The sequence below is a fragment of the Butyricimonas hominis genome (genome assembly GCF_014287455.1).
GTDB lineage: Bacteria > Bacteroidota > Bacteroidia > Bacteroidales > Marinifilaceae > Butyricimonas > Butyricimonas muris.
The window spans coordinates 373,786-397,686 of record NZ_JACOOH010000007.1 but is presented as its reverse complement, the minus strand read 5'-3'; the positions used below and the strand labels follow the sequence as shown (position 1 = coordinate 397,686).

21 protein-coding genes, 1 tRNA gene and 2 rRNA genes are annotated in these 23,901 nt (G+C 41.3%); 21 read left to right on the top strand and 3 right to left on the bottom strand.

The window, feature by feature from the left end; all coding sequences use genetic code 11:
- The 3 genes from H8S64_RS16900 to H8S64_RS16890 form a co-directional block, all read left to right on the top strand.
- Positions 1–213, top strand: a 23S ribosomal RNA gene (locus H8S64_RS16900); the annotation flags it as partial.
- Between the two features lie 265 nt (positions 214–478).
- Positions 479–589, top strand: a 5S ribosomal RNA gene (gene rrf, locus H8S64_RS16895).
- Positions 590–621: 32 nt separating this feature from the next.
- Positions 622–695, top strand: a tRNA-Met gene (locus tag H8S64_RS16890).
- Positions 696–811: 116 nt separating this feature from the next.
- Here the strand turns inward: H8S64_RS16890 and H8S64_RS16885 are convergent.
- Positions 812–1,585, bottom strand: a complete 774-nt coding sequence (locus H8S64_RS16885; protein ID WP_099289758.1) for a DeoR/GlpR family DNA-binding transcription regulator — start codon at positions 1,583–1,585, stop codon at positions 812–814.
- Positions 1,586–1,931: 346 nt separating this feature from the next.
- On the opposite strand from H8S64_RS16885, the gene H8S64_RS16880 reads away from it, so the two are divergent.
- The 5 genes from H8S64_RS16880 to H8S64_RS16860 all read left to right on the top strand — a co-directional run bounded on the left by H8S64_RS16880 (position 1,932) and on the right by H8S64_RS16860 (position 8,568).
- Positions 1,932–3,509, top strand: coding sequence for a glycerol-3-phosphate dehydrogenase/oxidase (locus H8S64_RS16880; RefSeq protein ID WP_186977575.1), 1,578 nt, complete (start codon positions 1,932–1,934; stop codon positions 3,507–3,509).
- Positions 3,510–3,557: 48 nt separating this feature from the next.
- Entirely contained in the window at positions 3,558–4,904 is a 1,347-nt protein-coding gene (glpT, locus tag H8S64_RS16875) for a glycerol-3-phosphate transporter (protein WP_099289759.1), read from the top strand.
- Between the two features lie 21 nt (positions 4,905–4,925).
- A complete protein-coding gene (locus tag H8S64_RS16870) occupies positions 4,926–6,347 on the top strand; it encodes a glycerophosphodiester phosphodiesterase family protein (protein ID WP_099289760.1) in 1,422 nt (473 codons plus the stop codon).
- Between the two features lie 24 nt (positions 6,348–6,371).
- Complete coding sequence (locus tag H8S64_RS16865; protein ID WP_186977573.1) at positions 6,372–7,727, top strand: putative porin; 1,356 nt, start codon at positions 6,372–6,374, stop codon at positions 7,725–7,727.
- Between the two features lie 190 nt (positions 7,728–7,917).
- Positions 7,918–8,568: a tetratricopeptide repeat protein gene (locus H8S64_RS16860; RefSeq protein WP_186977571.1), complete on the top strand. Its 651-nt coding sequence runs from the start codon at positions 7,918–7,920 to the stop codon at positions 8,566–8,568.
- 47 nt (positions 8,569–8,615) lie between these two features.
- Here H8S64_RS16860 and H8S64_RS16855 read toward each other — a convergent pair whose 3' ends face one another.
- Positions 8,616–9,212: a MarC family protein gene (locus H8S64_RS16855; protein WP_186977569.1), complete on the bottom strand. Its 597-nt coding sequence runs from the start codon at positions 9,210–9,212 to the stop codon at positions 8,616–8,618.
- A 103-nt stretch (positions 9,213–9,315) separates the two neighbouring features.
- Here H8S64_RS16855 and H8S64_RS16850 point away from each other — a divergent pair, with 103 nt between their 5' ends.
- Positions 9,316–10,095 (top strand): short-chain-enoyl-CoA hydratase, encoded by a 780-nt coding sequence (locus H8S64_RS16850; protein ID WP_186977567.1) that lies wholly within the window; start codon positions 9,316–9,318, stop codon positions 10,093–10,095.
- A 38-nt stretch (positions 10,096–10,133) separates the two neighbouring features.
- Positions 10,134–10,979, top strand: a complete 846-nt coding sequence (locus H8S64_RS16845) for a 3-hydroxybutyryl-CoA dehydrogenase (protein ID WP_099289765.1) — start codon at positions 10,134–10,136, stop codon at positions 10,977–10,979.
- 75 nt (positions 10,980–11,054) lie between these two features.
- Here the strand turns inward: H8S64_RS16845 and H8S64_RS16840 are convergent, their stop codons facing one another.
- Entirely contained in the window at positions 11,055–12,755 is a 1,701-nt protein-coding gene (locus H8S64_RS16840; RefSeq protein ID WP_186977566.1) for an outer membrane beta-barrel family protein, read from the bottom strand.
- A gap of 466 nt (positions 12,756–13,221) precedes the next feature.
- Here H8S64_RS16840 and H8S64_RS16835 point away from each other — a divergent pair, with 466 nt between their 5' ends.
- The 11 genes from H8S64_RS16835 to H8S64_RS16785 all read left to right on the top strand — a co-directional run bounded on the left by H8S64_RS16835 (position 13,222) and on the right by H8S64_RS16785 (position 23,890).
- Positions 13,222–13,854, top strand: coding sequence for a UpxY family transcription antiterminator (locus H8S64_RS16835; RefSeq protein ID WP_366482881.1), 633 nt, complete (start codon positions 13,222–13,224; stop codon positions 13,852–13,854).
- A 9-nt stretch (positions 13,855–13,863) separates the two neighbouring features.
- Positions 13,864–14,556 (top strand): hypothetical protein, encoded by a 693-nt coding sequence (locus H8S64_RS16830; RefSeq protein WP_099289767.1) that lies wholly within the window; start codon positions 13,864–13,866, stop codon positions 14,554–14,556.
- Positions 14,557–14,568: 12 nt separating this feature from the next.
- Positions 14,569–15,456 carry a glucose-1-phosphate thymidylyltransferase RfbA gene (gene rfbA / locus H8S64_RS16825; protein ID WP_099289768.1) on the top strand — a complete coding sequence of 296 codons (888 nt, stop codon included), beginning with the start codon at positions 14,569–14,571 and terminating at the stop codon, positions 15,454–15,456.
- Between the two features lie 3 nt (positions 15,457–15,459).
- A complete protein-coding gene (locus H8S64_RS16820) occupies positions 15,460–16,914 on the top strand; it encodes a lipopolysaccharide biosynthesis protein (RefSeq protein ID WP_186977565.1) in 1,455 nt (484 codons plus the stop codon).
- Entirely contained in the window at positions 16,904–18,019 is a 1,116-nt protein-coding gene (locus tag H8S64_RS16815; protein WP_186977564.1) for a DegT/DnrJ/EryC1/StrS family aminotransferase, read from the top strand. The genes H8S64_RS16820 and H8S64_RS16815 overlap by 11 nt, the downstream gene beginning before the upstream one ends.
- A complete protein-coding gene (locus tag H8S64_RS16810) occupies positions 18,016–19,212 on the top strand; it encodes an ATP-grasp domain-containing protein (protein ID WP_186977563.1) in 1,197 nt (398 codons plus the stop codon). Before H8S64_RS16815 ends, H8S64_RS16810 begins: the two co-directional genes overlap by 4 nt.
- The gene (locus H8S64_RS16805; RefSeq protein ID WP_186977562.1) at positions 19,205–20,164 is read left to right on the top strand and encodes a hypothetical protein; all 960 of its coding nucleotides are present in this window, start codon (positions 19,205–19,207) and stop codon (positions 20,162–20,164) included. The genes H8S64_RS16810 and H8S64_RS16805 overlap by 8 nt, the downstream gene beginning before the upstream one ends.
- A gap of 2 nt (positions 20,165–20,166) precedes the next feature.
- A complete protein-coding gene (locus tag H8S64_RS16800) occupies positions 20,167–20,778 on the top strand; it encodes a GNAT family N-acetyltransferase (protein WP_176554839.1) in 612 nt (203 codons plus the stop codon).
- Between the two features lie 107 nt (positions 20,779–20,885).
- On the top strand, positions 20,886–21,944 hold the full coding sequence (locus tag H8S64_RS16795) for a serine hydrolase domain-containing protein (RefSeq protein ID WP_176554840.1): 1,059 nt from the start codon (positions 20,886–20,888) through the stop codon (positions 21,942–21,944).
- 4 nt (positions 21,945–21,948) lie between these two features.
- Entirely contained in the window at positions 21,949–23,091 is a 1,143-nt protein-coding gene (locus tag H8S64_RS16790; RefSeq protein ID WP_186977561.1) for a TDP-N-acetylfucosamine:lipid II N-acetylfucosaminyltransferase, read from the top strand.
- A gap of 64 nt (positions 23,092–23,155) precedes the next feature.
- Positions 23,156–23,890: an SDR family NAD(P)-dependent oxidoreductase gene (locus H8S64_RS16785; RefSeq protein ID WP_186977560.1), complete on the top strand. Its 735-nt coding sequence runs from the start codon at positions 23,156–23,158 to the stop codon at positions 23,888–23,890.
- Positions 23,891–23,901 lie beyond the last annotated feature (11 nt).

Here is a 23,901-nt window from a genome sequence, read left to right as displayed (position 1 = left end):
TGGACGCGCCGCTAGTGAACCGGTTATGACGCCAGTCGTACGGCCGGGTAGCCACGCGCGGACGGGATAAGCGCTGAAAGCATCTAAGCGCGAAGCCTGCCTCAAGATGAGATCTCCTTGTAGGGTCGTTGTAGACGACGACGTTGATAGGCCACAGGTGTAAAGCCGGTGACGGCAAAGCCGAGTGGTACTAATCACCCGAGAGTTGACGTTCGGCGGGTTAGATGATACGTTTAACGTTCCGTGCCATTGTCAAGATGACAATGGCAATTGAAAATTGAAAGTCGAGAATTGAAAATGATGAAATGTCACCATTTTTGAAGAACCGACGTTAGATTTTCGATGCGTGATAAAAATGATGAACTTTAAAAAGATATTGTCACTGTGGCGGGAGCGCCCGATGAAGTGACGGAAGCTTGGAGATAGTGATGATTGGGAATAATTTTCAATTTTCCATTTTCAACTTTCAATTTTATTAAACGGTGTCTATAGCGACGGTGATCCACCTCTTCCCATCCCGAACAGAGAAGTTAAGCCCGTTAGCGCCGATGGTACTGCCGAGAGGTGGGAGAGTAGGTCGATGCCAGATTTCCAAATCACTGGACAAGTTCAGTGATTTATGGCGAGGTAGCTCAGCTGGTTAGAGCGCATGATTCATAATCATGAGGTCGGCGGTTCAAGCCCGCCTCTCGCTACGAAGAGAAAAAGTCTTTCAGTATTGAAAGACTTTTTTTATTTTAGATTGAATGATTTTAGATTTCTACAAATTGAGAGTGTGTTTCAAAAAGTAATAAATACTTGAAGTATTTGATTAATTTGCGATAGTGACTTCCAAGCCTCGTTCTCTTAACTCTTCCAAAATCTTGGGTTGGATGTGGCTATCGGTAATGACGTGTTCAACTGCATCCAAATCGCAAATTTTTCCAAAGCCCCTGCGTCCGAACTTGGATGAGTCAGCAAGGACGATAGTTTTTTGGGCAGCTTTCATCATAATTCGATTCAAGTTGGCTTCCATCATATTGGTTGTAGATAGTCCATATTCCAAATCAATACCATCAACTCCCATAAATAGTTTACTACAAGAGAAATTTTCCAGCATTTTTTCCGCATAACTTCCTACGGCAGATACAGAACTATTACGCACTAGACCTCCCAGTTGAATAATATCAATGTTTTTATTACATGCAAGTATATGCGTTACATTGATTGCAGCCGTGATGACTGTAAGATGTCCTTGTGGGACGATTTGGCGAGCTAAAGCGTGCATGGTTGTGCCGGAAGCGATGATAATGGAATCGTCCGGGGTGATCAGATTAGCCGCTTGCATTCCGATAAGACGTTTTTCTTCGGTATAGAATTTTTCTTTTTCATTGACGTGGCGATCATTAATATAAGGATTGATTAAAATCGCACTTCCGTGAGTACGGTATAACATTTTCTTTTCTTCAAGCAACGTGAGATCCTTGCGGATGGTTACTGAAGATACTTTTAGTTGATTGGCAAGATCGATTACAGCAACAGAGCCTTGCTGCCGCAACAGATCAAGTATGTAGCTATGTCTTTCACTTAAAGATAATGATTTCATCCTATTCCGATTATCAATAATATACTCAATGACTTACGTGTATGTCTAAATATTAGATCATCCCTCAAAAAGGTATGACTAAGATAGTGATTTATTTTAAATGAATATTGCTAATTTCTAAAAAAAAAGAAACTTTTATAGCCTAATTCCGTAAATTATTTCGATACCAAAGGAGTCAAATTCTTATCTATTGAATTGACGTAGACCAATAACAGAAAAAGGATTGTTGTTTCAATATTCCGATTCACCCGTGTGTAGGCACGAGGAGGATGGAGGGGCTTTCATAGGTAGGATTGATTGGTTGTTGAACTTAAAATTAATTGTAAAACAAATAAATAATTGCGTTATGAACCGAGAGGATATGTTGAATAAACTTCAAGAATCCGAGAAGGTATGGGATATGGTTGTAGTGGGAGGAGGAGCCACGGGTTTAGGTGTTGCGGTTGATGCCGCAACACGGGGATATAGTGTCGCCCTTCTTGAAATGGCGGACTTTGCAAAGAGTACTTCAAGCAGGAGTACGAAGTTGGTACACGGGGGTGTACGTTATCTGCAAAAAGGAGATGTTGCTTTGGTGTTGGAGGCATTGAGGGAAAGAGGGCGAATGAAAGCTAACGCCCCGCATCTGGTAAAAGATCAAGCATTTGTAATATCAAACTATACGTATTGGGATAATTTCCTTTATTTTTGCGGACTTACTTTTTATGATTTACTTTCGTTCGGTTTCGGGTATGGAAGGAGCAGGTTTATTTCTTCCAAGAAAGTAATGGAGTATTTACCGACGTCCGTGAAGAAAGGGTTGAAGGGGGGAATCGTGTATCATGACGGACAATTTGATGATTCGCGGATGGCTATAAATCTGGCACAGACTTGCGTGGAGAATGGTGGAGTAGTGTTGAATAAGGCGCGAGTATCGGGTATCGTACATGACAAGAACGGAAAGGTTGCCGGGGTGAAATTCGTGGATACCGAGTCGGGTAAAGAAATGCAACTGGCAGCCAAAAGCGTGGTCAATGCTTGCGGGGTGCTTGTGGATGATTTGATGGCGATGGATTCCCCGGGACACAGCAAGATGGTAACTCCAAGCCAAGGGGTACATCTTGTGTTGGATATGAAATTTTTGAAAAGTGATTACGCGATAATGGTACCCAAAACGAGTGACGGACGTGTGCTGTTTGCCGTGCCTTGGCATGACAAGGTGGTTGTGGGGACAACGGATATCATGCGTCCTACTCCGGAGATTGAGCCGAAGCCGTTGAAGGAGGAGATTGATTTTATTTTGAAGACGGCATCCTTGTACATGGATCCGGCGCCTACTTATGACGATATTGAATCCGTGTTCGCGGGACAACGTCCTTTGGCTGCGCCGAAGCACGAGGGAAAAAGCACGAAAGAGATTTCCCGGGGACATAAGATTATCGTTTCGGACAATAACCTGGTCACTATCACGGGAGGTAAGTGGACTTCTTACCGGAGAATGGCAGAGGACACAGTGGATAAAGCGATAGCCCTTAAATTGGTTGAGCCGAGGAAATGTGTCACCAAGAAATTTCATATTCACGGGTATCGGAAGAATCCGAACCTAAAAGATCATATGTACGTTTACGGAAGTGATCAAGACGCTATTTTGAAATTGATAGCGGACCATCCGGAATACGGTGAAAAATTGTCGGATAAATATGACTATACCGTTGCCGAAGTGGTATGGGCCGTTCGGAAAGAAATGGCCAGAGAGGTCGAGGATGTTCTCGCTCGAAGGGTTCGTTTGTTGTTCGTTGATGCTAAAGAGGCTATTAAAGCAGCCCCGAAAGTAGCGGAAGTGATGGCCAAGGAACTTGGGAAGGAGCAGACGTGGATAGATGAAGAAGTGAAGGAATTCACGGAATTGGCAGAAAATTATATCGCGGCTAAGATCATTATTTGATCTTAGCTGATGTATATGTATAAATAATAATTTATAAAAATTGATGACATGTGGAGTTTTCTAAAACCTGAACCCCACAAGCCTTTATTGCCCAAGGAGAAGATTGATCCGACATACAAACGATTGCGATTGCAGGTCTTCCTCGGGATTTTTATCGGTTATGCGGGTTACTATCTTGTTAGAAAGAATTTTACGCTGGCAATGCCTTATTTGCAGGAGCTGGGATTTGACAAAGGAGATTTGGGAGTGGCGCTTTCGGCAAATGCTATTGCTTATGGCATATCGAAGTTTTTGATGGGAGGGGTTTCTGACCGGAGTAGTGCCCGCAAATTTTTGCCGTTAGGATTATTGTTGTCGGCTCTTGTTACCTTATTCTTGGGGACGAGTGCCGGAATATCTTCTATCGTGATGATGTTTGTCACGCAGTTCTTGATCGGTTGGTTTCAAGGAATGGGCTGGCCCCCGAGTGGGCGTGTGATGACGCACTGGTTTTCACATAACGAACGGGGAACGAAGATGTCGATCTGGAACGTGGCGCATAACGTGGGAGGAAGTTTGGTCGGTATCATGTTCTCGCTGGGGTTGGTATGGTTCGGTTCATGGCAGACCGCCACGTTTGTTTTCCCGGCAGTGGTCGCTCTTGTTATCGTGGTAATTTCTTTCTGGCTTATCCGGGATACCCCGCAATCGGAAGGATTACCGCCTATCGAGGAGTATCGTAATGATTACCCGAAGAATTATAGTGCCAAGTCGGAAGAAGAGTTGACGGCGAAAGAGATATTTTTCAAGTACGTGTTGAATAATAAGATATTGTGGTATATCGCGATTGCCAATGCTTTTATTTATCTGGTGCGTTACGGGGTTTTAGACTGGGCCCCGACCTACTTGAAGGATGTGAAGGGGTATGATAGCGGTGCGGTAGGTTGGATTTATTCGGCTTACGAGATTGCGGCTATTCCCGGAACGATCATTTGTGGTATCGTGAGTGATTATCTGTTCAAGGGACGGCGTGCGCTTACCACGATGACTTATATGGTATTAGTAGCTTTATTCGTGTTTATATACTGGAAAACGGATCATAATCTTGTAATGGATAGTATTTCATTGATTGCTATCGGGTTCTTGATTTATGGTCCCGTGATGTTGATCGGAGTACACGCTCTCGATCTGGCCCCCAAGAAAGCTGCCGGAACAGCTGCCGGGTTGACCGGATTTTTCGGGTATTTTTTTGGAACGGCGCTTTTGGCGAATATTATGATGGGGTACGTGGTTGAAAACCTTGGATGGGATTGGAGTTTTATCATCCTGTTGGTTGCTTGTGCCCTTGCATTTGTATTCACCGCATTTACCGTGAAAGAGGAACAATATTTAGTGAAAGGAGAAAACAAACATTAACCGCTCTAAAATTCAAAAACTATGATCAAAAAGTTTTTTTATGCAGCAATGGCATGCGGGCTATTAGCTTTCGTCATGTCGTGTGAAGACCAAAAATTCAACAATATCAATGTTGACGTGGATCGGGTGGAGCTCGATCATCTCACGGAGGACATGATAAAGGTTAGGGATTACGTGCCGGAGTATGCTGTTGTTGCACACCGGGGATCTACATTCTGGGCACCGGAGGAAACAGAAGCCGCTTATCGCTGGGCAAGAGAGATTGGTGCCGATTATCTGGAATGTGATATGCAGGTGTCAAAGGACGGGGTTGTGCTTGCTTTGCATGATGATAATCTGAAACGCACGACGAATATCGAAAACGTATTCGGGGAGACGTTGCCGTTTGATATACGGAAAGCGTATTACCAGAAGATCGGGTACACGGAGGCCGAGGCCGATTCTCTTACACGGGTGGATGCTAAGAATTTTGTACCGAATCTCCCGGCTTATTACACTTACGAGGAGTTGTCCATGCTGGATGCCGGAACGTGGTTTAACGAGACAAGTATCGAGCAGGCACGTCCGAGTTTCTCGGAGCAACACCAGTATGTCTCTACCTTGGAGGACCTTGTTAATTTCGCCCGTGGGAAAATATTGAAGAGAGATGGCGACGGACAACGTGTTTTCACGATAGGCCAGAAAACCGGGGAGAAGATCAAGAGTTTGAGTGGTACTGCCGATTTGATCAAGTATACTTTCGAGTACGAGGCGGATCCGGAGGACACGGGACACAGACCGGGTATCTATATCGAGTTCAAGGAACCGTGGTTGAATCCAACCGGGTTCGAGGAATTGGTTTACGAGGAGTTGGATCGTTTGGATATGAATATTATTACTAAACCGGAGGCGGAGAATACGCCTTTCTACGTGAACGGTAAGGTGAACACGGGGAACACGAACGGTAAGGTGATTTTACAGACTTTCTCGTTGGAGAGTTTGGTACGTATAGCCGAACATTACAAGGGGCAGGTTCCGATGTGTTTCTTGTTATGGAAAGGAACGGGAGCAACCGATCTGACTTATGATGATCCGCTGGGATACGCTTCATTTATCAACTTGGGCGTGAAGTACAAGGCACATTTTATAGGACCGTGTATTGCCGGAGCCCCGAATGATTACCCGGAGTTGAATAATCCTTGGCAGGATTACCTGATACATAAAGCGGGAATGAAGAATCATCCTTATTCTTTTGACACGTATGACCAAATGGCAAAGTATTTCGGCCAGTATAATTTCGGCGTGGAGATTGACGGGAAGTATAAAGCTCCTTATCTGGACGCATTGTTCACGAATCACTCTGACATGAGTATCAATTACATGATTACGCAGGGATGGAGAAAGAGTCCGGCATCACAGGATTTGGTGGATGCGAGAGTTGTGTTAGAAAGGTTAGGATACTAAATCATTATTTAAATACAGATCAGTATGAAAAGATATATATTATTTCCCGTGATGTTGGTCGCCTTCGTGATGTTATCTAACGGGGTAAAAGCTCAGGTCGAGGATGTGCCGAATCCCTTGCTACAATATATAAATAAGGAAAACGGACTACGGTTTACTGCGGGAGCCCGCCTGTTTGCCGATGTCGCTTATTACCATTCGGAGTACACTCCGATGAAGTCCGGTGCGGCGATTACCGATGCCCGTATCCGTACGTCGTTGACATATAAACAATTCTATTTTTATGCCGATTTCGATTTCTCGAAAGGCAAGTTTACCCAAAAGAATATTTTCGTGCGGTATAATTTCTGTGAATCTCCATTCGCGATTCATAGTTTGAAAGCGGGATATTTTAATGAACCGTCAAGCATGAGTCTGAACGCCAGCTTGTATAATTATCATTTTATTGCCCGAGCGGCTCCTGCCATGGCGTTATCTGCTGGACGCGGTTTAGGTATTACTTACAAGTATTATGATGCCAGTTTCTTTGCCGATCAAGGTATTTTCGCCGAGAACAAGTATAATGATCAAATCTCAGGATTCCAAGGAGTGAGTCTTAGCGGGCGTTGGTTGTACAAACCGATTAATGACGAGGATATCACGTTACACGTGGGGGCTTCTTTTCATTATGCCAGAACGAACACGGGTGAAGTGGTCGATAATGTTTTCCGGACGAATATGGAGTTGGAGTCGAATATGCAGACCTACGTGGATGCCACGACCAAATTCCTGAGTGCTGATGTACCTTGGGCAAAGAATACAATTACTTTTGGACCGGAAGTTTTGTTTAAATCTGACGATTTCTTTTTTAGAGGGGAGTATATTTATAAACGTATTTACAAGAGTAGAAATGACCGGGAGCTTTTCGAGAACCAATTGGGAGGAGTTTGGAGTTGGACAACGCAAGAATCTTGGTTAGCGGGTAACCCGATAAGAAGTTCTAAATTTCAAGGTGCTTACGCGGAGATGGGATATCTGATTCGCGGAAATGCATACGAGTACGATGATGAATACGGTTTGCTGGGAGGATGTAACAGTAAGGGCGACTTGGAGGTTGTTGCCCGCTACAGCTACACCGAATTGAATGATATTAACAAGGGGGATTTCTTTCTGATCGGTAAACATGTATTCTATCCGGACGGGGTGGTTTCCGACTATCCGCCTGTTTCGACCAGCATCGGGGGAGGACGTTTGCATACTGCCACGGTGGGGATTAACTACACGTTAAACCAGTACGTGAAGGTGATGGGTGAATATCAATACAGTAACTTGAAGAACGTGTATTATCCTTTGGATAAGAATTTTCATCAATTGCAGATGCGCTTGATGGTATCGTTCTAATACAGGTTTATAAAGTTGTCCCATTGGGATTTAAAGTTCATAAGGTATGTTATTTTTGACATACTTTATGAACTTTATAAATTTCATGAACTTTACAAACTAAATTCTTCTCTTGCATTTTTAATTCCGTTTTATTATTTTTGACTTTTGATACACACAAAACACTAATCTATAATTTAGCGGGAAAACTATGAGAAGAATTACTTTACTCTTGGTGGCGTTGGTTTCTGTGGCAAAGTTTGCGGTGGGGCAAGTTGATGTAAGTGCGATTAATAAGCCTATCGAGTTGTTGCAGGAAGCGAATAAAGACATCGAAAACGGGGATTATCAAGATGCCGTGCAAAAGTTAATAGCGGCAAATCGCTTGAATCCTAAGCTAAGGGAAGTTTATTTATCACTGAATGTAGCCTGTTTGCACACGAATCAGATTTCTTTATTGAAAGATTATTTGATTAAGGCAAAGAAAATTTTCGAGGAAGACGATGAATTATGTTATTATCTGGGGAACCTTTACCAAAATCAAAAAAAGTACACGGAAGCGGTGAAAGAGTATTCTCTGGCAATTGACTATTCGAAAAAGAACGGTGAGGATTACGAATTGGTATACGCCTATTATTTGAACCGGGGAAATTGCTATCTGAAACAGAACGAGTTTGCCAAGGCTATTCCGGATTACACGTATTCGTTAAAACTGAACAAGGACAACGGGGCTATTTACGCTAACCGGGGCATTGCTTATTTCCAAACGGGTAAACGGAAAGAGGCATGTGTTGATTGGCGGAAGGCAAAAAGTTTAGGCGTTACCAGCGTGAATGCGTATATTAATCGCTATTGCAGATAGCGATTGTTGCATGTTACAATAACATAAAGGGGCATTCAGCCCCTTTGTTATTTAAAAATATCGATTAGTGATGTGAGATTGCTGGTGAAAAGTTTCACAGAAATTGCCAGAAGAATAATCCCCAAGAATTTGCGTAGTATATATACTCCGCCTTTCCCGAATACTTTCTCGACCAGCGTGACATTCTTTAATACGAAATAGACAACAATAATGTTTAGCGTTAAGGCTATAATAATGTTAATAATATGATACTCGGCACGTAACGATAGTAACGTGGTAAGTGTACCGGCACCCACGATTAACGGGAAGACCAGAGGGACAATGGAGGCAGTACCGGAAGGACTGTCATTTTTGAAGATCGGTATACCGAATATCATTTCCACGGCAAGCACAAAGATAACGAGTGAACCTGCCACGGCGAAAGAGGATATATCCACGCTAAACAAGTTTAACAGGCGGTCGCCGACATACAGGAATGTGATTAGTATGGCAAAGGATGCCAATGCGGCTTTCATGGCACTTATTTTGTGTCCGTTTTTTTGAATGTCAATGATAATGGGGACTGTGCCCGTGATATCGATGACTGCAAAAAGTACCATAAACGCGCTTGCTAATTCCTGAATGCTAAACTCTGAAAAACTCATGTCAAAAAGGTTGGTTTATTCTCAATTAATATTGTAATTTTGTGTGCAAAGATACGGAAACGGACGGTGTTATCAAAATGAATTATAATAATACGGAAAAGCTATGGCTTACACGAAATTAATCATAGAAAAGCAAGAGAATATCTGCACGGTGAAGATCAATAATCCTGAAGCGTTGAATGCGCTTAACTCTACTATATTGAAAGAGTTGGATGCAACCTTTGCCGAGATAAAAGAAGATAATAGTATTGATGTGGTAATCCTGACGGGTGAAGGGCGTTCCTTTGTTGCCGGGGCAGATATTTCACAAATGTGTGAGATGAACGCTATCGAAGGAAAGGCATTCGGTGAATTGGGAGCATCCGTCTTTAGAAAAATTGAGTTGTTGGATAAGGTTGTTATTGCTGCCGTGAACGGTTTTGCGTTGGGTGGCGGTTGTGAATTGGCAATGGCTTGTGATATCCGTGTTGCCTCTGTGAAAGCGAAATTCGGACAACCGGAGGTCGGTTTGGGTATTACTCCCGGCTTCTCGGGGACTCAACGTCTGGCTCGTGTAGTGGGGATCGGTAAGGCAAAGGAGTTGATCTACACGGCAGACGTTATTGTCGCGGAAGAAGCTTATCGTATCGGATTGGTAAATAAAGTTGTGGCACCCGAAGTCTTGATGGATGAATGTATGGCTATGGCGAAAAAGATAGCATCCAAGGCTCCGCTTGCCGTTCGTTATGCCAAGGAAGCGATAAACCGGGGTATCGAAACGGACATAGATACCGGGATCTCAATCGAGGCCGATTTGTTCGGGCTTTGTTTCTCAACGGAAGATCAGAAAGAAGGGATGCAAGCATTTTTGGGCAAAAGGAATGCCGATTTTAAGAAAAGATAGTAATGATATTTTTTTAATAAACGAAAGAATTAGATAATATGAAAATTTGCGTTGTAGGAACAGGTACGATGGGTAATGGCATTGCCCAGACTTTCGCCCAAGCAGGGCATGATGTCCTGTTGAAAGGTCGCTCGGAAGCATCTTTGGAGAAAGCTCACAAAACGATCGAAAAGAGTCTTTCCAAATTGGTTGAAAAAGGCAAGATGGAAGCCGCGGAGAAAGAGGCGATAAAGGCTCGTATCAAAGATACGATGGATTACGGGGATTGTAAGGATGTCGATTTGGTAATCGAGGGTGTTGCCGAGGATATGCCGACTAAGCTCGAGATATTCAAGACGTTGGATGCTATCTGTAAACCGGAAGCTATTCTCGCGACGAATACTTCTTCTCTTTCTATTACCGAGATCGGTGCCGCTACAAGTCGTCCGGATAAAGTGATCGGGATGCACTTCTTTAATCCGGTGCCAATGATGAAGTTGGTAGAAGTGATCACGGGACAATTGACCTCTCAAGAAACTCATGACAAGGTGATGGCTATCGCTACCGAGATCGGTAAAACTCCGGTAAGCGCGAACGAGGCTCCGGGATTCGTCGTGAACCGGATCTTGATTCCGATGATTAACGAGGGAATCAGTATTTACGCCGATGGAGTGGCTTCCAAGGAAGAGATTGACGAGGCCATGAAACTGGGTGCCAATCACCCGATGGGACCTTTGGCTTTGGGCGACTTGATCGGATTGGATGTATGTCTGGCAATCATGGAGGTATTGTTCCATGAGTTTGAAGATTCTAAATATCGCCCGCATCCGTTATTACGCAAAATGGTTCGTGCCAACCAGTTAGGACGCAAGACCGGAATCGGTTTCTACGATTATCGTAAATAATCGGGGTTGTAAATTGCTGGTTGCAAATTGTGATATGAAAGCGACGCTGTTCGGGATGAGCAAGCGTCGCTTTTTTTACTGTCCCAAACGAACGGAAGAGCGTTTGACGGGATGCGGGTCGTCCACTATTTGTCGCGGTTTGTAAGAATTGAAATGAAATGTCAGTCCGATCCAATAGGCGTGGGTGGCTTCTTTACTGTAGTTTTGGAGATAGTGTTGACCTTTGAGGGAATGAATATTCCATTCGGAAGTGTCGAAAACGTCCGTGACGGAAAAGCTTATTTGAAGCCGATCACCTAAGAAACCTTGGCGGACGGATAAATCAAGATAGTAGTCTTCTTCCAGCTTGAATTGTGGAACTTTTGTAGGGGAACGATACCGGAAATTAGCTTGGAATTCCATGTATTTACGGGGAATTATAGTTATCCTCCAATCGCTGTTCCAACAGAAAGCATTGGTGTGGAGATCGATATCCCCGGATTTGCCGGAAGAGTGCGTGTGTGTGAAGGAAAATGCGGGATGCACGGTTAGCCACGGGGTAGGTTCAAAAGGAATTTCTATATCCAATCCGATTTCGTTTTGTATGATACCGTTCATGTAACTCAGGAGTAAGCTGTTGTCCGGGGTGAACGAGTACACCGGGGAAATGAATTTTTCGGTTGCGTTGAAGTAGAGGGTGCTGTTTACTTGTATTTGTTTACCCGAATACGAGTGATTGATTTCCGCCCGATTCATAATTTCCGGTCGTAATGTCGGGTTACCTTGTTCGAATGTTATGCGGTCGATATATGTCAGAGATGGAGTTAATTGCGTGTAGTCCGGTCGTGTGGACTGCCGGGTAAAGCGGAACGCTAATTGCTGATTGTCTGCAAGCGAGTAGCTGACAGCCAGTAACGGATACGGGTAAAAATGTCCTGTATCATCGTAATCGGCTTGCAGACCTATTTTATAATGGAACTGTTTACCCGCTTGATCGGAATAGAAAAGGTAAGGCGAAAAGATATATTCATCATGGTTTAGAACCTCACGGGATGGAGAGTGGTTTGAATTTTCTTCCGGTGATTCCTCGCAGATATAATTTATTTTATTCCAGCGGGAGAAAAATTTGATTCCGGTTTCCAAATGTCTTTTGTCGGATAGTGATTCTATGTAGTCCATTTGCAGGTGAACGAAGCGAGGGATTTCTTTGCTGTTGGATACATGGACAATATTATGATTTACATGGTATTTGGATGGATGGGAATCTTTCGTGTACGAGAAAGTACCATTTAGTGACAGTTCCTGCCTGTCTTGTTCGAATATGTGTTTGTAAGCCAAGGAGGTTTCAAATGTTTTTCGGACGAAAGCGATCCTGTTATGTTCATTATCACCTATCTCCTGATTCGTGGTGATTTTAGGAAGGTGTACCTTGAAGTCCCAAAGAAATAAATTACGGGTAGAGGGATGCAGATTAATTTGAAGGTTTATCAAATGGCTTAAATGATGTTGTTCGGTTTCGATGGATTGGAATATTTTGTTATCATGAAAATAACGTGATAGTTCGCTACTGATTTCAATCCGATCGGAATGTCCGGAATAATCCATGTATAAATCCCAATTCTTCCGATTGTATCCCAAGTTGATGTTCCCTGTGAAGTTGTTCGTGAAATCATAATTCAACGAGATCGAGCCATTGAATGTGCTTTTTGCTTTTTTGCTGTCCTCTTGTCCTTGAATCTCGGAGCACACGCATAATGTCAGGAAAGAGAAAATGAGTTGAATGCCCTTTTTCTTCATGTATATCCGGTTTATTGTTTTTAAACAGGAATATGACAAGAATACCCCGAGATTCCTTGCGTTGAATGGTTCATTTTTAGGATTTATTAGAAATTAGAGAGGGAGGTCGGTATGTCGAGTTTGTGTGTATGAAAAATAATATTGAGCATGCTTGTCGATTCGACAAAAACAACACATGTTTCAATAATAATGTCATAAATCGTATTTTTTCAATTTGCAGTTGTGGTATTAGGTTTCGAGAGAGAGGTAAATGTCTACGAAAAGTCACCATTTTCCATGCTTCAGCCAATACTTTTGTGGTGTCCAAAAAAGAGCGGATATTGTGGAAAATTATTAACGTGCGGTTCTGTTTTTATTTACAAAATAACATGCATGGGTAAATAGTGCCATTGAAAACTCTTGGTTGGATAGTGGAAATTTCCCAAAAGGACAGTTTTCATATATTGTACCTGTTTAAGGATGGTATATGGAACACATGGTAAAAACGTCGATTCCTGATGAAAAAGGTCAGTGCGCGAAGCGCATCCGGACGGTTTTAATGAATGATCTATTAATGCAAGAGGGTACTTTGAAAATGTCAGATAGAGAGCGAAAAATATTTTGGTTCGCGGCTTACACGAAGACAAACCAGGAATTAACAATCAAGAAGCGGTTGGATGGACTGGAAATAGAGAACTATCTGGCCATACGGGAAGAGGTTCGAGAGACGTCTGCCGGTAAAAAAAGAGTACGAGTGATATTAATACCACATTTAATTTTTATCCGAACGGATCAAGTAACCGCTTTTTCATTAATTAATGAGCTGGGAGTGAATGTTGTTTATCTTAAAGACCCTGTAACCCGCCATTCTCTAATTGTCCCGGACAGACAGATGAATGATTTTATGTTTTTACTTGATTTTTCGGAAAGTACGGTGGAAGTAATTAATGAAGAATTAAAACGGGGTGATCGGGTTCGGGTGATCAAAGGACCTTTAGCGGGATTGGAAGGCGAACTGTTGCGAATCAAAGGTCATAAAAGAGTCATTGTACGGTTGGAAGGTGTGGTTTCAATAGCGACCTCGTATATTCCGGGGTCATTCTTAGAGAAAATAGGATAATAATAATAAATGGATACGAGAGCATTTAAGGATTTATACCGTAAGGTATGGAATACGCGTGTGAAAGATTTTCCCGTGTCTTCATTATCGTGTTTGCTGCATGGTTTTTTGGCGGCTTATTCGATGGTACGTGTTTTTCCTTGGCTGGAAGATAGTTATGTTTCCCGGTGGAAAATACATGAACGTATACGGGAGATCGCGAATGTTTTGTCGCTTCAATTGGGAAGTACTTCAATCTCCGTGGAAGAACGGGTAGGGCATGTGGCGGATTTGATGGATTCTTATTTGACGTATTCGGATATGGATATTCTAAATAAGGCGTTGGATGAGGCTTGCGAGATTCTCCGAGCATTGGAAAACGGGGACAAAACAGTTGAAACTTGCCGTACCCCTGAAATGTGTCGGATGTTGTGCAGCTGTTATTATTTCATGAATGAAGAGAAGTATTTGGAATTTGCGTGGCACATCATCCATGAATGGGAGGAGGAGAAATTCACTATAAACGTGGAAAAAGGATGGAGAAAAAATCGTGCCGTGGACTTCTATTACAATATTGTCGGAAGTAATAGGAATACCGACGAAAATACGTTGTTTTTGGATAAGATGATTGTAGAGCAAGAGCCCGATGACCTTTGTACATTGGCATTGCAGTTTGATATATTGTCTGCTCGTGAATACGAGGAAATGAATTTGAATTCATAAGTATTATTTTCAATGAAAGGAATTGTATTGGCCGGAGGGTCCGGAACTCGATTATATCCTATTACCAAAGGGGTAAGTAAGCAATTGTTGCCGGTGTATGACAAACCCATGATCTATTATCCGATATCAGTATTGATGTTAGCGGGAATACGTGAAATTTTGATTATTTCCACCCCGCAGGATCTGCCTGCTTTTCAACGCTTGCTTGGGAACGGGGATGATTACGGGGTACGTTTCGAGTACGCGGAACAGCCTAGCCCGGATGGGTTAGCACAGGCTTTTATTATCGGTGAAAAGTTTATCGGTGAAGATCCTGTTTGTCTGGTACTGGGAGATAATATATTTTATGGTAGTTTCTTCACGAAACTTTTGTCCGAAGCCGTGAAGACGGCAGAACGAGAAAGTAAAGCGACAGTTTTCGGCTATTGGGTTTCTGATCCGGAACGTTATGGCGTGGCGGAATTTGATAAGGAGGGGAACGTGCTGTCCATAGAAGAAAAACCGCGGGAACCGAAATCGAATTACGCGGTAGTGGGATTGTATTTTTATCCTAATTCAGTTGTGAAGGTGGCTAAAACAATCAAACCTTCCGCTCGTGGAGAATTGGAGATAACCACGGTTAATCAGGAGTTCCTGAAAGATAACGCACTGAAAGTTCAATTGTTGGGACGAGGGTTTGCTTGGCTGGACACGGGAACTCACGAATCTTTGGCTGAAGCATCTACTTTTGTTGAAGTAATCGAGAAACGCCAAGGACTGAAAATTGCTTGTCTGGAGGCAATTGCCTATCGTAAAGGGTGGATTACTCGAGAACAAATGCGGGATGTGGCACAACCGATGATAAAAAATCAATACGGGCAGTATCTGCTTCGTGTCGTTGAAGAACTGAAAGGTAGATAGTTCATGTCTTCATTAAAGCAAAAGACAATAAAGGGTACAGCTTGGAGTTTTGCCGATAATATAGCCAACCAAGGAATAATGTTTCTGGTCGGGTTGGTATTGGCAAGATTACTTACCCCGGAAGAATACGGTTTGATAGGTATTATTACCATATTCATAGCCGTGTTCAATAGTATTGTTGACAGCGGTTTTTCTAATGCTTTGATTCGAAAGAACAACGCTAAAGATGTAGACTACAACACGGTGTTTTTTTCTAACTTGCTGTTGAGTATTTTATTATTCTTTGTTCTTTTTGCTTGTTCGCCTGCTATCAGCCGTTTTTTTGATAACTCGGAATTGATTCTCTTAACCCGTGTTATGGGAATTGTGTTGATTATTAATGCTTTTGCTATTATTCAACAGACGATCTTAATGAAGCGTGTTGACTTCAAGATGCAGACTAAAGTCTCTTTAATTGCCTCTATTTCGAGTGGAATTATCGGAATCAGTATGGCATTCGGGGGAATGGGGGTATGGAGTTTGGTCGGACAACAGATATCCCGGCAATTACTGAACACCGGTTTTCTTTGGCTTTATAATAAATGGCTTCCCAAACTGCAATTCTCGTGGCAAAGCTTTCGTGAATTATTCGGGTTCGGGTGGAAATTATTGGTATCAGAACTGATCAATACGACTTGGAAAGAAATTTTTCAAGTGGTTATCGGGAAATGTTATAGTGCGCAAATGTTAGGACAGTACACCCGTTCCAAACAATTTGGTGCCATCTTTTCCAGTAACCTGACTACCATTGTGCAACGCGTGAGTTATCCGGTGTTGAGTTCTATTCAAGATGATAAGGAACGATTGAAGTTGGCGTACCAAAGGGTGATCAAGGTTACGATGTTGATTACTTTTGTTTGTATGTTGGGATTGGCCGCTATTGCCAAACCGATGATATTGGTTTTAATCGGGGAGAAATGGCTGATCGCGGCAGGTTTACTGCCTATTATATGTTTTAACATGATGTTGTATCCCTTACACGCTATCAACTTGAACATGTTGCAAGTACAGGGGCGTTCAGACTTATTCCTGAAATTGGAAATTCTAAAGAAGATCATTGCTGTCGGACCTATTCTGTTAGGTATCTTTATCAGTATCTATTGGATGCTTTGGGGGAGCGTGATCACGGGTTTTGTCGCTTATTATCTAAATGCTTATTACTCCGGTAAGTTTTTGAACTATACCATGAAAATGCAGATCAAAGATATATATCCTTCTTTTTGCATCGGGGGTGTAATGGCCGTTGTTGTTTACGCAGTTTCATTCCTTCCGTTATCTCCTTTCCTCTTACTTCCGCTTCAATTATTTATCGGGGCAGGTATTGCCTTGGGGGTGTGCGAGATGACTCGTCGGGAGGAATATATCGAGATAAAAACGATCGCCTTGTCAGCATTACAAAAAATTAAAAATGGAAGATAAACAAATTACAGTAACCTCCCCATTACTCCCGGATCTTGATGAGTTTAACGATTTACTGAAACGTATCTGGGATAAAAAGTGGATTACCAATAACGGGAGTTTTCATAAAGAACTGGAAGCCGCGTTATGCGAGTATTTAAAAGTGCCTTACATTAGTTTGTTTACTAACGGTACCTTACCTTTAATGTGTGCGTTGCAGGCTTTACGAATAACGGGAGAGGTCATTACCACTCCTTATAGTTTTGTCGCCACGACACATTCTTTGTGGTGGAATGGTATCAAACCGGTATTCGTGGATATTGATCCCGAAACCTGCAATCTTGATCCGGATAAAATCGAGGCGGCAATAACTCCTAAAACCACGGCAATTATGCCTGTCCACGTGTACGGAAAACCTTGTGACACGGGACGTATTCAAGCAATAGCCGATACTTACGGGTTGAAAGTGATTTATGATGCCGCCCATGCTTTTGGTGTGGAGGTAAACGGAAAATCTATTTTGAATGCCGGAGATATGTCCACGTTGAGTTTTCACGCGACTAAAGTTTATAACACGATAGAAGGCGGGGCTTTGGTGTATCACGACGAAAAGACCAAAAAGAGGATTGATTATTTGAAAAACTTCGGTTTTGCGGATGAGGTGACTATCGTGGCGCCCGGTATTAACGGAAAAATGGACGAGGTGAGGAGTGCTTACGGTTTGTTAAATCTAAAACAAGTGGATGCCGCGATCGAAGGTCGGAAGCAGGTGGCTGTAAAATATCGGGAAGGACTCCGGAATATAAAGGGTATCCGTGTCATGGAAGATATGCTGGGAATCCGCCATAATTATTCTTATTTCCCGATTTTTATTGATACCGAGGAATACGGGATGACTCGCGATGAACTTTATTTCAGAATGAAAGAATGGAATATCTTGGGGCGTCGCTATTTTTACCCGTTGATCACGGAGTTTTCTACTTACCGGGGATTGGAATCCGCCAACCCGGTGCATCTTCCTGTTGCGGTGAAAATGGCGGATAGTGTCATCTGTTTACCAATGTATTACGGGTTAACGGAGAATGATATTGATAAGATCTTGAATTGTATTCAATCCGGTCAATGAAAAAATTGTTGATTCTTGGTGGTACATATTTTCAAGTACCGGCTATTAAATACGCTAAATCACAAGGTTATCATGTTATAACCTGTGATTATTTACCGGGTAATCCGGGGCATAAATGGGCTGATGAATATTATAATGTAAGTACTACTGATAAAGAGAAAGTTTTGGAATTGGCTCGCTCTCTTCATGTGGATGGGATTCTTTGTTTCGCTTCAGACCCGGCAGCTCCCACGGCAGCTTATGTCAGTGAAAAATTAGGTTTGCCGGGAAATCCGTATGATAAGATTGTCCTTTTAGGGGAAAAGCATTTGTGGAGGGAGTTTTTAAGAAAAAACGGTTTCCGTGTCCCGAAAGCAAAACCTTATCTTGATGTTCGAGAAGTGAATGTAGCTGAGTGGAGGTTTCCGGTCATGATAAAACCGGTTGATTCGTCCGGCAGTAAAGGAATTTCTAAAGTTTCGGATAAGAATGAGCTTGCGGGGGCTTTTCACTATGCTCTGTCGTATTCTAGGCTTAAAATTGTGTTGATAGAAGAATATATTGAAAAAGTCGGACCCCAGATCGGGGGAGATGGTTTTTTTGGTACTTCCCGGTTGGATTTTGTATGTTATGGAGATCAGGTTGTAGATGAGAGTATTAATGGCTATGTCCCCTGCGGGATGAAATTTCCTTCTTTACTATCTTCCGTTTTGAAAAAGAATATTACGGATGATATCGAGCGGGCGATTCAGCTTTCCGGTTTAAAAAATTTATCCTTTAATCTTGAAGTGATGGTCGATAAAAACGATCATGTTTATCTTATGGAACTTGGTCCTCGCAACGGGGGAAATTGCATCCCGGAAGTAATACAAAATTATACCGGCGTGAATATGGTCGCCTTGGCTGTCGAGGCTTCTTTGGGAAACACGATTCCTGTAACGCCCGGTTCTAATGAGCATGTTTTTGCTTATTACGCGTTGCATAGTCATATCCCCGGGATATATAAAGGATATTGCTTATCCGGACATTTTAAAGGAAGAGTGAATAATTCCTATATATTCCTGAACGAGGGAGATAAAATAGATGTTTTTTTAGGTTCCAACCAAACAATTGGAATATTGTTGTTGGAGTTTGATACCCGGGAGGATATGGATGCTTTTTTTGAAACACCGTCGACTTATGTTGAAGTAATGGTAGAGCAAGGAAATGCATAAAGAAATCGGGGGATATTTTCAGCTGGAATTGTCGAATAAAGGCAGTTTTATGCATGATAACGGGGTATTGTTGAATTCCGGAAGAAATGCTTTGGAGTATATACTTCGGGCAAAAGGGAATATCAGTCGTTTGTGGATACCATATTACACGTGCGATACCGTCTTGGAGCCTCTTGTGAAATTGAATCTGCCTTATTCTTTTTATTCGATTGACGAGCAACTGGAACTTCAGAAGTTAATAGAATTGCAACATGGGGAATATATTCTTTATACAAATTATTTCGGCGTGAAAGATAGATATGTCCATTATCTTTCAGAACAATACGGGAGTCAACTGGTCGTGGATAATGCTCAGGCTTTGTACGCGGAGGTTATCAAAGGTATATCAACCCTGTATAGTCCCCGGAAGTTTGTCGGGATACCTGATGGGGGTATTGCTTATGAAGATTTGCCATTGGAGAGGCAAGTTTACGAGTTGGATAAATCTTATTGTCGATGCGGACATCTTTTAAGACGCTATGATGAACCAGCGTCAGACGGGTATATTGATTTTAGAGCAAACAGTGGCCAACTTGTGATGCAACCTGTGAGGGAAATGTCTTTGTTGACTCGTGCATTACTTTCAAACATTGATTTTATTCAAGTTAGAGAGCGCAGACTGAAGAACTTCGCGTATTTGCATAAACATTTAGGTACTTCCAATCTATTGGATTTGAACATACCCTTTTTCTGTCCCATGGTATATCCTTATCGCATGAGGGAAGGTGCTGATATAAGAAAGAAGTTGATAGCTGATAAAATATATGTAGCCACTTATTGGCCGAATGTGTTTCAATGGTGTGCTTCCGATGCGTTGGAGTGTCGTTTGGCTGATGATATATTGCCTTTGCCGATTGACCAGCGGTATGGCAGTTGTGACATGGAGCGTATTTTGAATGTAATAAATAATTAATGATGGAAGAGAATAAAATATTTTTAAGGGGATTCGAGCCCGAAGATTATATTTTAATAAATCAATGGAGAAATGATCCGGAAATGCAGAAACTTCTTTCCGGTAATTTTCGGTATGTTTCTTTAGAAATGGAGAGAGAGTGGGTTAGACAAAAGATGATGAATAACACCAAAGAGATTTATCTGTCTGTTTGTCTGAATGATGAAAGTCGTCGGATGGTAGGTTATACATCCGTTAATGATATTGATTACGTGAGTCGATGTGCTCACGGGGGTGGGGTTGTTATTGGAGATAAGCAATACCGGGACGGAGAAATAAGACATGAGGTAGGGAGACTTATTCGAGAATTGGTATTTGATCACTTGAACATGAATCGTTTTACTGCAGCCTGCCTTGCGGAACATAAAACATCCAGAATCATGATCGAAGCCTGTGGGTTTCAATTAGAAGGTATAAAAAGGCAGGCCGTGTATAAAAACGGAACTTATCATGACCAATTCATGTTTTCTTTATTACGCGAAGATTACTACCGTTTGTTGGAGGAAGGACAATATAGTTTGAGAGCTTTTGCACGGCAGATAGAAATTGTAAGAAAACGGTTGAGAAACAAGTAATGCATTTCATCGGAAGTTTTTTATTGATATTTTGGCTTGGTTTTTGGGGGAATCATTTTATTGCCACGGACAAGGATACCAAGGTGCAAACCGAGCTAAAAAAAATCATGGAAGAATTACACGCTATCGGTTTGTCTGTTGTTGTGGTGGATAAAGGGCAAATCGTGTATAATGAATCTTTGGGTTATAAGTCAATTGATACGTCCAATGGAAATGGTAAAGAACCGTTACGAAACGGGTATATCTTTAGAATTGCCTCAATCTCAAAAACGTTTGTGGCTACGGCTATTTTTCAGTTGATCGAAAAAGGTCAGTTAGCGTTGAATGATGATATAAATCGTTATTTGAATTTCAAGGTGTCCAATCCGAAGTACCCGGAAATCCCGATAACTGTAAAAATGTTATTATCCCATCGTTCGAGTATAAACGATAGTCAGGGATACCATTCTTTTGATCACATAAGCCCCCGAAAAGGGAAAAATTATCAATCGTGCTATAATGATTATGCCCCGGGAGAGGGATATCAGTATTGTAATTACAATTATAACTTGTTAGGAGCCATTATTGAGAAAATATCCGGAGAACGATTTGATGTCTATATAGAAAAGTATGTAACAGGGCCGTTAAATCTTAATTGTAGTTTTAACGTGGAGCAATTAGATAGTAATTTACTTGTCCCATTGTATAAATATAATGCAAGCACAAAACGTTTCAATTTGATGCCTGAAGCGTATAAATCATATAAAGATTATTTGAATAATTACAGGTTGGCTTCCTATACTCCTCTTTTATCCCCGACCGGTGGTATGAAAATATCGGCTGAAGATTTGGCGAAGTATATGATTATGCATATCCAAAGAGGCAGGGATAATAATAGTCGGATTATTACCAAAAAAAGTGAGAAGCTTATACGACAGGTGGTTACACCGGAATCCGGGTATGCTCTTTCATTTAGGGAATATAAAGGACTTATTTCCGGAGAAATATTGTGCGGGCAAACCGGTGGAGCTTATGGGTTATTTAGTGCGATGATCTTCCAACCGGAGAAAAAATATGGTTTTGTCGTTATTACGAATGGCTGTATTTCGGAATCCGCGGATGGTTATCAAGATCTTCACAAGAGAGTGATAAATTGTTTATACGATAATTTTATAAGGAAGAACTAAATATATGGGTATATTACATTTGTGTTTTGATGGTAATTTTATAAATAATAGCCTGAAAGTATTCGAGAAGTATTACCCGGGACAAAATCTGTTTATCGTAAATAAGGAAAAAAAGGATTTTCAAATGTTACAAGACGATGAACGTTTACTGGGTATTCCCTTGGAGGAAGAGGATTTTCCTAAAGTTCATCAATTGTGTATTGAACATCATATTGATAAAATTATTATACATGGCATAAAACCAAGTTTCGTGGATTGTCTTCAATATTTAAAGAAACATGGTGAATTTAAAGTTTATTGGATTTTTTGGGGATATGAACTTTATTTTGCGTTAGGGCAATTAGGGAAATATAAACTCGTGGATGGGGGTGTAAATCCATTTTTGTTACAAACCTATTATTCTTCGAATCGATATAGTTATTTCGTAAAACGGATATGGTATGGGAAAAAGGTATTCGCAGATCTATTGAAAAAGTTTTTACCTATGGTAGATTACTTTTGTTTTTGGAATTATAAAGATTATGAATTATTACAATCTTATTTTCATACTGATATAAAATATAAATTTTTTGCATATGCGGCTTATACCGGACAAGAGGAACCGGGGCATGGAGAAAACTTGCCTGCCAGAAGCTCGAGAACGATAATGATTAATCATCAAGCTTCTAATACAGGAAATCATTGTACTATAATGAATAAAATAGCTAGTTTGGATGCAAAAAATAGTTATAAAAAAATAGTACCACTTTCTTATGGCAGCCCTCGAGTAAGAAATCACGTTTTAAAAATAGGAAAGAAGTTATTTGCCAGTCAATTTCAACCGATATTTGAATATATGCCGCGGGATGAATATTTTGCATTGATTACTTCCGTGGAGGTTGCTGTATTTGGGGCAAGGAGGCAAGAAGCTTCTGGCAATATATCTACTTTACTTCGCAATGGTGTAAAAGTTTTTCTACGAGAAAATAATAATCTTTTGCAGTATTACAAAGAGAAGGGTTATATCCTTTTTTCGTTTGAGAATGATTTGCACTCGATGAAGGATTTAAAACCGTTAACGGTAGAAGAACAGAAACATAATAAAGAATGTAGTATCAAAAATAGAATCCTTTATGATCAATTTATGCCGTCTTTTTTTAATGAGTAGTTGATGAATTGAATGAAAGATATAAGCGGTTCATTCGTGTAAATTGATATTAAAAAAATAAAAAATGAATTCGGAATTTTTGTTGAATACTAAGACCGTACTGGTCACTGGGGCTTCTTCCGGTATTGGGAAACAAATTGCTTTGCGCTGTTCTGAAGCGGGGTGCTCTTCCATTGTCATAGGACGGAATGAAGATCGTTTGAATAATGTTTATCAAGCACTGGAGGGTGATAATAAATTAAAGTTTATTTGTGATTTATCTGATGAAAAAGAGATTGTTGCATTAGTGTCTTCTCTTCCCCCGCTTGATGGAGTTGTTTTGTGTGCAGGAATGGTAAAAACGTCACCTGTAAAATATAATTCACGAGCCGGCGTAGAAGAGGTATTTAAAACAAACACTTTTTCTAATATCACTTTGCTTCAATATTTACTGCGTCAAAACAAGATTAATAAAGGTGCATCAGTTATATTTATTTCATCGGTGGCTTCGTTAAAGCCTTATAAAGGAAATTCGCTGTATTCGGCTTCTAAAGGTGCGATAAATTCTTTTGCGAAAGTAATGGCTTTGGAATGCGGAGTTAAAAGTATACGTGTAAATTGTATTCATCCGGGTATTATTCGTACAAAATCTGAGAGTAATTTCTCCGAAGAGGATATGGCCAAACAGGCTGCTATGATTCCGTTAGGTTTTGGAACTCCTGATGATATTGCTTATGGATGTATCTATTTACTTTCCGATGCCGGTAGATGGATTACCGGTACCGACTTGATTATTGACGGAGGACAGGCAATTAGTTAATTACTTACATG

Coding starts and splice junctions, on each gene's coding strand:
- H8S64_RS16885 (WP_099289758.1), bottom strand. CDS start 1,585: ATGAAATCATTATCTTTAAGTGAAAGACATAGCTACATACTTGATCTG.
- H8S64_RS16880 (WP_186977575.1), top strand. CDS start 1,932: ATGAACCGAGAGGATATGTTGAATAAACTTCAAGAATCCGAGAAGGTA.
- glpT (WP_099289759.1), top strand. CDS start 3,558: ATGTGGAGTTTTCTAAAACCTGAACCCCACAAGCCTTTATTGCCCAAG.
- H8S64_RS16870 (WP_099289760.1), top strand. CDS start 4,926: ATGATCAAAAAGTTTTTTTATGCAGCAATGGCATGCGGGCTATTAGCT.
- H8S64_RS16865 (WP_186977573.1), top strand. CDS start 6,372: ATGAAAAGATATATATTATTTCCCGTGATGTTGGTCGCCTTCGTGATG.
- H8S64_RS16860 (WP_186977571.1), top strand. CDS start 7,918: ATGAGAAGAATTACTTTACTCTTGGTGGCGTTGGTTTCTGTGGCAAAG.
- H8S64_RS16855 (WP_186977569.1), bottom strand. CDS start 9,212: ATGAGTTTTTCAGAGTTTAGCATTCAGGAATTAGCAAGCGCGTTTATG.
- H8S64_RS16850 (WP_186977567.1), top strand. CDS start 9,316: ATGGCTTACACGAAATTAATCATAGAAAAGCAAGAGAATATCTGCACG.
- H8S64_RS16845 (WP_099289765.1), top strand. CDS start 10,134: ATGAAAATTTGCGTTGTAGGAACAGGTACGATGGGTAATGGCATTGCC.
- H8S64_RS16840 (WP_186977566.1), bottom strand. CDS start 12,755: ATGAAGAAAAAGGGCATTCAACTCATTTTCTCTTTCCTGACATTATGC.
- H8S64_RS16835 (WP_366482881.1), top strand. CDS start 13,222: ATGGAACACATGGTAAAAACGTCGATTCCTGATGAAAAAGGTCAGTGC.
- H8S64_RS16830 (WP_099289767.1), top strand. CDS start 13,864: ATGGATACGAGAGCATTTAAGGATTTATACCGTAAGGTATGGAATACG.
- rfbA (WP_099289768.1), top strand. CDS start 14,569: ATGAAAGGAATTGTATTGGCCGGAGGGTCCGGAACTCGATTATATCCT.
- H8S64_RS16820 (WP_186977565.1), top strand. CDS start 15,460: ATGTCTTCATTAAAGCAAAAGACAATAAAGGGTACAGCTTGGAGTTTT.
- H8S64_RS16815 (WP_186977564.1), top strand. CDS start 16,904: ATGGAAGATAAACAAATTACAGTAACCTCCCCATTACTCCCGGATCTT.
- H8S64_RS16810 (WP_186977563.1), top strand. CDS start 18,016: ATGAAAAAATTGTTGATTCTTGGTGGTACATATTTTCAAGTACCGGCT.
- H8S64_RS16805 (WP_186977562.1), top strand. CDS start 19,205: ATGCATAAAGAAATCGGGGGATATTTTCAGCTGGAATTGTCGAATAAA.
- H8S64_RS16800 (WP_176554839.1), top strand. CDS start 20,167: ATGGAAGAGAATAAAATATTTTTAAGGGGATTCGAGCCCGAAGATTAT.
- H8S64_RS16795 (WP_176554840.1), top strand. CDS start 20,886: ATGGAAGAATTACACGCTATCGGTTTGTCTGTTGTTGTGGTGGATAAA.
- H8S64_RS16790 (WP_186977561.1), top strand. CDS start 21,949: ATGGGTATATTACATTTGTGTTTTGATGGTAATTTTATAAATAATAGC.
- H8S64_RS16785 (WP_186977560.1), top strand. CDS start 23,156: ATGAATTCGGAATTTTTGTTGAATACTAAGACCGTACTGGTCACTGGG.